Raw genomic sequence first — 8,262 nt, 5'->3', positions numbered from 1 at the left:
TGCTTCCAACAGATGACGTCCTACACGATCACCTCTTTCCGCATTCGTCGCGCACATTCCAGATCCTGTACAGGTTGTCCTGCAGGTCTGCCTCGAAGTCCTCAATGGTCTGCCCATCGACACCCGGTCCGCCACCATTCTTCTTGACCCTCTTGAACGCCTCCCACACGTCCCACTTCGAGATCTCAAACGGCTTGCCTTGCGACTTCAGCTTGTCCACGCGACTCCTCCCACAGGGAACCCCGGGTTGGTCTGACGACTCCTCCCACGGGCCCCACGGTTGATCGGTCGAACACAACCACGAGCGACCTGGCCCCTTCGCTCCACCCCCATTACAGGGGCTTCATCACTACTACGAACCAGTCCGCCGGCGCGCCACAGCAACGGTACTCAATCCCTAACGGTTTCAGCCGCTCGGGACGCTTCCTCTCGCCACCCACACTTCAATGGGCGGCAGTGTCAGGGCACGCCTTCCCACGTTCCACGCGAAAGCCGCAGACCAGGCTCGCGTCGCCTCCATGCCGGACACCACCTGACCAGTAAGCGGGCACCCGCCAGGCTCATCCCGAAGTCTCTTGACCACTCCGGTTTTGATGTCATATAACCAGATTTCGACACGTCATCAGCGAATCGCTTGCGCTCGCCTTCCTGATCCCTACCTGACGCCTCAAACGGGCGCCTTTTCCCTCGTCGCTCACCACGACAGTCTTCAGCTAACGCAGCAGAGGGCGGTTTGACGTCTCCCCCTCGCAGGGCGACGTCGGAGGGCCACAAATCCTCCATCTTTCGCGCAGCACCGCATCAGGTAGCTCTGCCTACATCACGCTCCCTTCTGCGTTCGTGGCACACTCAAGAGGTCTGGACCCAGGCCACGGGGATCGAGCCTTGTCAGACCCAGCGTTGCGCTGTGGAGACGTACGTCGGCCATCTAGAGGACGCCGGCTACGCGCCAAACACGATCTGCCAGCGCATCGCCACTCTGTCCAGCTTCTACCGCTGGGGATCGCCGAAGACCACCTGACGCGCAACCCTGTGGGCAGGCGCACGGCGGCCACGCAAGCCCGCGGAATCGACCGCGCAGGGGTTGTCGCGCCACGAGGTCACCGACTTGGCTCGACGCCGCCGAGACGCGCGGCGGCAGCGCATACGCATGCGCGTGTCTGCTCGCGCTCAACGGCCTTCGCGTCGGTGAACTGTGTGCCGCCAACATCAACGACCTCGGCGAATCCACCTGGCACCACACCCTCACCCTGCGCGCCGAAACCACCAAGGGCGACAAGGCCGCCGTGATCGCCTCGCCCCACGCACGGTGCAGGCCATAGGCCTCACCCGAGATGAGCGGCGCTCCGGCGCGCTGCTGCGCAACCAGCACGGGCGGCGCATGACCAGCTACAACGTCGCCTACCTCGTCAAGGCGCTGTGCCGCCAGATCGGCGTGGATCGCCGCATCACGCCTCACAGCTTGCGGCACTCGGCAATCACCCTCGCCCTTGACGCCGGTGTCGGGCTGCGCGACGTGCAGGACTTCGCCCGCCACACCGATCCGAAGACGACGCGGGGCTACGACCGCTCCCGCAACCAGCTGAACCGCCATGCCACCTACGCGATCGCGCAATACCTCGCCAGCGGCAACTGACGCCTCCGTCCTCCGATACGGCGACGTGAGGTGGCTGGCCTACGATGTTCCTTCGTTGCCGGGCGGACGCCGGACTCGTAGTTCACCATCGCGCCACACACTCACACACCCTGCGAGGGCTGCGAGCTCCACCGTCACGACCAACTGTCTGACGGCCTCGGCGACCCTGCGGGGAGTCTGCTGATCCATCCGCAACACCACGATGCCGCGGTGTGACCCGGGCGGATACGCGCGGACGTCCCCGAAGCCGCGATCCATGGTCATCACGACCCGACCCTCACGGGAGGCCGCAGCCAAGACCGCCGGATCGTCGGCGCCGACCAAGCCCTCGTCAGCAACGGTGTCCACATCGACCCCCGCCTCGGACAGCGGAACGACGGCCGAGGCGGGCACGTTCTCGTCGAGCTTGACCCTCAAGAGCTCGAGACAGCGGGATACTCGTCGCGGGCCAGATCCGCCCCATACGCGGCAGCCGCCCGGATGCCCTCGACCGTCAGCGTCGGGTACTCGCCCATAATCTCGGTCTCGCTCATCCCGTCAGCCAATGCGTCGAGCACGACACTGACCATCACCCGGGTGCCCTTTATCACCGCTTGGCCATGGCAGATGTTCGGGTCGCGCACGATCAACGCTTCATGATCGACCGGCATGCCGTCCTCTCTCGACCGCGCCGCTGCTCCTCCCAGGCTACGTCAAGACCCAGAGGATGGGCCGACCGTCCACAAGGCGGGCACGCATGCGGTCCTACACCCCAGAGCCAGCTTCGAAAACACGGACCTCGCCGGGTTGGGCCGCGCCGTGGCTGGGAGGAGGTGTGGCGCGATAGCGGTCATCATGGGCTATTGGCTTGCAGAGTCTTCTTGACGTCTTTCAGGAGAAGAACGAGGTGCAGCTCGTCGGTGGGGCTGGGTTCGAACTCGGGGATGAGGTGAAGGTAGAAGTCGCGCGCCTGTTCCGACTCGCAGTGCACGAGCAGGCCACGGCAGCCGATGTCGTCGCTGATCACGGCGACGCGCTGGATGACATCGCGCAGGAGCGCCGCGCCCAGGCCTTGTCGTTCGTGGTCACGGTGGACCCCCAGCCGAGCGAGCAACGCCGCGGGTTGGGGGTAGTTGCCGGCGCCTTTGCGCAGCCGCATGGGGGCGTCGGCGGAGTTGATCTGCGCCATCGTCCACGCGTAGTAGGCCACGACCTGGTGGCTGTCGACCGGGGTGACCACGAACACCTTCGTCGTTCCCGTGGCCATCGACTGGCGGGCGTGACGCACCAGCCAGTCGGTCTGCTCGGCGGAGGCGCAAACGTAGGCGTCGAGCTCGTGGGCGCTGCGGAGCGGCTCGGGCGGCCGGTAGGTCACTCGTCGAACGGGGAGGGCCGCGCCATGAGCTCTCGTAGACCGGGCAGCTGCCGGGCAGGCCGGGAGTTGATCGCCTCCCACTCGGCCGCCGCACGTTCGGACAGCGCGAAGTGCTCCCGGTCGGCCATGACCCGTTGCGCGGCGAGCACCAGGCTGGACTCGGCGAAGTCGGTCAGGTTGCTGCCCGAGGCTGCAACGGCACGCTCGACCAGGCGTCGCAGCTCGCGCGTGGTGCGGAACTCGATCCGTTCGTCGCGAGCGCGGGTGATGGGCATCTCATCCTCCCTTGTGTCCGGCCATCGTACGGCCATCGACTTTGGACGTCAACCTCGCGGCTCCGTGAAGGTGTGCAGGTGAGCGCGGCAACTGGCGGTAGGCTGCTGGTCGCTCTAGGCGCTCTCGGGGCGCTCAGCAACCGTCTGGATTCAGTACGGTCTAATCACCCCCGCGGGAGCCGGCGAGTGCGGACTATGCCGGGAAGGGCCGCAGTGAAGGCAATCACGTCCGTCAACGCGGCCTTTCGGGCCATGTTCCGCGTTGTTGAGCAGGCCGGGGGGTTGTTGTTGGCCGCCGATGAGGTGGCCAACGGCGAGATCACGCGACGTGCGGTCAGCGCCTGGGTCTGGGTCTTCACCATTGGCCGCCATGGTCCAGTGCGCTTTGCGCCAGGGCGCGGCGGTCCGAGAGTGCTCCGGGGCCGGCAGCCGGCCAGCCACGTCGCTCGCGTCCTCGATCCCGGGACCAGGCGCCTGTCGGTCCCTCAGCGCGGACTGCCCTGGTATCCGGGGGAGTTGAGCACGGCCTCGAGCGCCTCGCGGAACTGCTCTGCGATGCCTTCCTTGGCGAGCACCTGCGCGGGAACGCTCTCTTTCTCGGTCAGTACGGCCAGCACGATGTGCTCCACGCCGATGTAGTCCTTCGCACCGTGGGCTCGCGCCTCATCGCCCGCACGGCGCAGGATGTGCGCCGCGCGTGGTGTGAGCGGCGCGGGGAACTCGATCATCGTCGGTCGGCTATTGTCGATGCCTGTCATGGAAGCCTCCCGTATCACCCTGATGCTTGCATGGAAAAACTGAGCGTGTCCACCGAGGCGCTGATTGCTGGCGCCTCCACCCCAGGAGCGAGTGGGTAGGGCACACGCGGACGCCGTCGCGCAGTGCGTGCTGCGCCGCACGCTGCAATCCCCTGCGCTGGCCGGCGCGTTCCTCGACGAGGTGTGCGGGACCGCGGCCGCACCCCGCCGACGGGCGCTGGTGGCGCGGTGGCTTGCCACGCACCCCACGCCGCGGCTGCTGACGTCCGGTGACCCCGACGCGCACCGGGCGGCCGTCGCCTCTTTGACCAGGGTGTTGGGTGCAGGCCCTGCGGAGCGGCCCGAGGCGCAGCGGCTTGTGGGGGCGACCCGACGGGCGCTGCACGACCGGGTGCCGCCGGCCGCCGCGCTCGTCGCGCTGGCCACCGAGATCCGGGCGGGCGCCACCCGGGCAACGGCGGCGGGGAGCGGGGTGGTCGGCAAGCCGTCGGACGGCGTGGTCGTGGAGGGGAGCAGCGGGGTCAGCGGCGGGTCCGGCGGGTCCGGGGCGACGCGCCAGCAGCAGTGGCGCCATGCCGAGGAACGCGGTGACGTGACCGAAGCGTTCCGCTGGGCGCAGGCGCACGCCACGGACGTGAGCCGGAACGCCGCGCTGCCGCCGGAGCTCGTGGTGGCGATGGCCACGATCGGCTCGCGCACGCAGCGGTGGAGCGTGTCGGCCGCCCTGGTGGCGATCACGCGCCTGTCGTGTCCTGGCGAGCAGTCCCGCGCGGTGAAGGCACTGGTCACCGCGACCGTGGGCGAGGTGGGTTGGCCGGTGTCGCAGGCGCTGGCCACTGCCCGACGCATCGACGACGGTGCGTGCCAGGCGAGCGCGGTGGCGGCTGTTGCCCCGCTGCTGGCACCCCACCGGCGGGCAGCGGTGGTGCGCGACGCGTGGGCGTCAGCGCTGGCCGCCTCGGGCGGGTGGCCGCGTGCGCGGTCGCTGGCCGCGCTGGTCCCCCACCTTCCCGGGGCGTTGCTCGACCAGGTGGCGGGCGTCGCCTCGGCGGAGCCTCCCGAGTCACGTGCCTACCTCGTGGCGGCGCTGGCCAGGTGCCTGGCGCCACCCGCCCGGCGGGCGCTGGTCGCGGTCGAGTTGCGGGCGGTCGCTGCGGCCACGGGGGATCCCGGCGGAGGTGCGCCTGCTCGTGCGCTGGCGTGGCTTGCCGGCGTCGTGCCGCCCGCACTGGCCGGTGAGGCCGTGGGGGTCGCGGCTGCCTTGGGTCCCCTGGGCCAGGGACCCGGGAACGAGAAGGGTCAGGCGGGCACGGCGCTGGTAGCCCTGGCGCTGCAGGTACCAGCGGACGGACTGGGCGTGGTGTGCGACGGTGCCGGCTTGCACCGTGCGACCAGTCGCGCGGACGTGGTCGCGGCCCTGGTCCGCCACAGAGCGGTGGAGTGGCGCCTGGTGCTCGCCGCCACCGCCGGTCTGGCCGACGAGCGTCTGGCCACCGCGCTGGTTGCCGCAGGCCCGCACCTGCCCGACTCCCTGGCCGCCCAGGCGATCGCTCTGGCGGGCGGCATCACTGACGCCCGCCGGCGCGCGCAGGCGCTGGCAGGCGTGGTGCAGCACGCGGCCGGTGGGCGGTTGGGGCGGCTGCTCGTCGAGTCGCTGACCCTGCCCGCCGACCGCCCGCTGTGGCGCGGGACCACCGAGCTGGCGGCGCTGATCTCCGCGCCGGGCACCGTGTTGCTGGCCGAGGCGCTGCTCGTCGCGAGCGGTGTCACCGACGACCACGAGCGGGCACGGTCCCTGGCGGGCCTGGCACCCCACCTCCCTGCGGGGCAGCAGGCCGCCGTGGTCGGCGAGGCGCTGGCCCTCGCCCGCACCATCGCTGACGAGGACGCCCAGGTGCGGGCGCTCGCGGCCCTGTCCCCCCACCTGCCCCCGCACCAGCGCCGCCGCGTGCTCGGCGCCGCGCTGACGGCCGCAGGGGCCATCGTCGAGCAGTGGCGCCGGGCGGCGGCACTGCTGACCCTGGCACCGGCCCTGCCGTCAGAGCTGCACAGCGACGGGCTGCGGGCTGCCCGCGCCCTCGAGGATCCGGCCGGGCGGGTTCGCGTGCTGGCCGCGTTGGCGCCCCACCTTCCCGCAGGCGAGCAGGCCAGCGTGCTGCAGGAGGCGTGCGCGCTGCTCCCGGCCGTCTCCCCCCCGGGTGATCGGTTCGACGCGCTGCAGGCTCTGCTGCCCCAGCTGCCGCCTGCACGGGCACGCGCGCTCCTGTCAGACCTGGGGTGGGACCTCCGGGACAGCGCAAGGGCGACGACGCTCGCGGTGCTGAGCCCGTATCTGCCCGCCGCGCTTCTCCCAGAGGCGCTGACCGCCGCCGCGCGCATCCCCGACACGCGCACCCGTGCCCGGGTGTTGACGGTGCTCGCGCCCACGGTGCCCGCCGAGCTGGTGGATTCGGCGCTGACGCAGGCGGGAAGCGATCCCGACGTCGAGGTGCGCGCACAGGCCATGGCGGCTCTGGCGGGCCGCCTGGTTCCGGGGCGGCAGGCCGCGGTACTGCGCGAGGCGCTGGTCGCCGCCGCTGGCATTGCTGATGCATGGTCGCGCGCGCGAGCACTGACCGGCATAGCGGTACATGTCTCACCCGGTGCGCACGCCGCGGTGATAGGGGAGGCGCTGCTGGTCGCGGCCGCCATCACCGAGGAGCCCCCACGCGCCAACACGGTCTCGATCATCGCAAGCCGGCTGCCCGCCGGGCAGCTCCCGGCGGTCATCGAGGCCGGAGTGCGGGCTGCTCGGACGCTGCCCGCGTGGCCACGCGCCCGGGCGCTGGCCGCGCTGGCCGGCCATCTGCCCCCCGGCCGGCGGGCGGCCGTTCTGGATGAGGCAGTGGCAGCCCTCCAAGGCCGCCTCGGCGACGATCGCGCAGCCCGTCTCGCCGACCTGGCTCCGTGGCTGGACCCCGAGCTGCACGCGCAGGCCCTGTCGGCTGTCACGGGCATCACCAACCCGTGGGATCAAGGAAAGGCCCTGGCGGCACTGGCTCCGCACATGCCAGCCTCGCTACTGGGACAGGCGCTGCGCACCGCCTGCGCCATCGGTCCTGACCACCCCCGAGCACAGGCCCTGGCGGCCCTCGCCACGCGCCTGGCCAGCACCGCTGCCCAAGCCGACACGAGCCATGGCAGCCCACCGACGCGTGACCTGTGGCTGGCCGCCATCCGGCAGCTGGCCGCACACGGGCGCCCTGCCGTGCTATCCGGGATCGCGGTACTGGCGCCCTGGGCCCACGCCTTGCTCGAGCGACCCACCCTCGGTGACCTCGCCGCTGCGATTAAGTGAGTGGCCCCCGCATGGCCAGGCGTTGGCGGGCGAGCACGTGGATGTGGTCGGCGACGCGCTGGTGGGCATCGCCAACCTGCGGGCCCGCCTTGACCCCTGCCAGCTGAGCTGCTGGCGTCGTTTGACCGACGCCAGACCCTCACCGCCCAGCCATACCTTCGCAGCGGCCGTGCGGCTTGTCGGTGGACGTCGCCGGTCCACGGTTTCCATATCGCCGGCTATCCGGTAGTCCCGAACGCGGTCCAACGCCCCGTCCAGGCTTCGTCGGGTGCGGTCTATGCCGGGTAGTCCGGAAGGCGATCGGACACGCTTGCCGCCACTCTCAGTAGCCTGTCGAGGGCCCGGTCGCGGTTTGAGCGTGGGCGTTGATGCCCTACGGCACGACGACGATCCGGCCAACCGCCTGCCCGGAGGCGAGAAACTCGAGGGCGTCGGGCACCTGCTCAAGGGGGAAGGCACGCGCGACGACGGGCGTCAGCGCGCCGTCCTCCAGCAGGTCGCGCAGGCGCGCCATCGACTCGGTGCGGTCGGGCATCTTGAACGACGGTCGCGGCAGCCGCCGCTCCACCGTCGACCGGGCCATCAACCCGAACATCCTCGGGATGCTGCCGAGCCAGCGCCGACCCTGCGCCCCAAACTGGTCATGGCCGACCAACACGTACGCGCCGTCGTCGGTGAGCACCGGCCGGTACGCCGAGAACGGATGGTTGCCCACCACGTCGAACACCAAGTCATAGCGCTGGCTGCTGCGCGTGACGTCGTCGGTCGTGTAGTCGACCACGCGATCCGCGCCGAGCGTGCGCAGCAAGTCCAGCTTGCGGGTGTGATCCACCGCGGTCACGTGCGCACCCCACGACCGTGCCAGCTGGACGGCGATGGCACCCACCCCGCCGCCGGCGCCG

General features: G+C 70.7%; 9 protein-coding genes. 2 read left to right on the top strand and 7 right to left on the bottom strand.

Annotation, left to right across the window (positions count from 1 at the left end; genetic code table 11):
• Window positions 1-28 precede the first annotated feature (28 nt).
• Entirely contained in the window at window positions 29-220 is a 192-nt protein-coding gene (locus WD250_05485) for a hypothetical protein (protein MEX2619652.1), read from the bottom strand.
• Window positions 221-1,195: 975 nt separating this feature from the next.
• Between WD250_05485 and WD250_05480 the strand changes: the two genes are divergently transcribed.
• A complete protein-coding gene (locus WD250_05480; protein MEX2619651.1) occupies window positions 1,196-1,636 on the top strand; it encodes a tyrosine-type recombinase/integrase in 441 nt (146 codons plus the stop codon).
• 39 nt (window positions 1,637-1,675) lie between these two features.
• On the opposite strand, the gene WD250_05475 is transcribed toward WD250_05480, so the two are convergent.
• The 5 genes from WD250_05475 to WD250_05455 all read right to left on the bottom strand — a co-directional run bounded on the left by WD250_05475 (window position 1,676) and on the right by WD250_05455 (window position 3,993).
• A complete protein-coding gene (locus tag WD250_05475; GenBank protein MEX2619650.1) occupies window positions 1,676-2,053 on the bottom strand; it encodes a DUF5615 family PIN-like protein in 378 nt (125 codons plus the stop codon).
• The gene (locus tag WD250_05470) at window positions 2,050-2,286 is read right to left on the bottom strand and encodes a DUF433 domain-containing protein (protein ID MEX2619649.1); all 237 of its coding nucleotides are present in this window, start codon (window positions 2,284-2,286) and stop codon (window positions 2,050-2,052) included. Before WD250_05470 ends, WD250_05475 begins: the two co-directional genes overlap by 4 nt.
• 182 nt (window positions 2,287-2,468) lie before the next feature.
• Window positions 2,469-2,990, bottom strand: a complete 522-nt coding sequence (locus WD250_05465) for a GNAT family N-acetyltransferase (GenBank protein ID MEX2619648.1) — start codon at window positions 2,988-2,990, stop codon at window positions 2,469-2,471.
• Window positions 2,987-3,265 (bottom strand): DUF1778 domain-containing protein, encoded by a 279-nt coding sequence (locus WD250_05460; GenBank protein MEX2619647.1) that lies wholly within the window; start codon window positions 3,263-3,265, stop codon window positions 2,987-2,989. The genes WD250_05465 and WD250_05460 overlap by 4 nt, the downstream gene beginning before the upstream one ends.
• 485 nt (window positions 3,266-3,750) lie before the next feature.
• On the bottom strand, window positions 3,751-3,993 hold the full coding sequence (locus WD250_05455) for a Clp protease N-terminal domain-containing protein (protein ID MEX2619646.1): 243 nt from the start codon (window positions 3,991-3,993) through the stop codon (window positions 3,751-3,753).
• Window positions 3,994-4,114: 121 nt separating this feature from the next.
• Between WD250_05455 and WD250_05450 the strand changes: the two genes are divergently transcribed.
• A complete protein-coding gene (locus WD250_05450; GenBank protein MEX2619645.1) occupies window positions 4,115-7,360 on the top strand; it encodes a hypothetical protein in 3,246 nt (1,081 codons plus the stop codon).
• Between the two features lie 373 nt (window positions 7,361-7,733).
• Here WD250_05450 and WD250_05445 read toward each other — a convergent pair.
• The coding region (locus WD250_05445) for a zinc-binding dehydrogenase (GenBank protein MEX2619644.1) at window positions 7,734-8,262 on the bottom strand (529 nt) is incomplete at its 5' end.

The organism is Egibacteraceae bacterium, from assembly GCA_040905805.1.
In the GTDB taxonomy this organism is placed as follows: Bacteria; Actinomycetota; Nitriliruptoria; order Euzebyales; family Egibacteraceae; genus DATLGH01.
The sequence above is the reverse complement of the archived record's forward strand: the minus strand, read 5'-3'. Positions and strand labels throughout refer to the sequence as shown.

Bases quoted from the DNA above. Each gene is read 5' to 3' on its own strand.
- WD250_05470 (MEX2619649.1), bottom strand. From the start codon at position 2,286: ATGCCGGTCGATCATGAAGCGTTGATCGTGCGCGACCCGAACATCTGC.
- WD250_05460 (MEX2619647.1), bottom strand. From the start codon at position 3,265: ATGCCCATCACCCGCGCTCGCGACGAACGGATCGAGTTCCGCACCACG.
- WD250_05455 (MEX2619646.1), bottom strand. From the start codon at position 3,993: ATGATCGAGTTCCCCGCGCCGCTCACACCACGCGCGGCGCACATCCTG.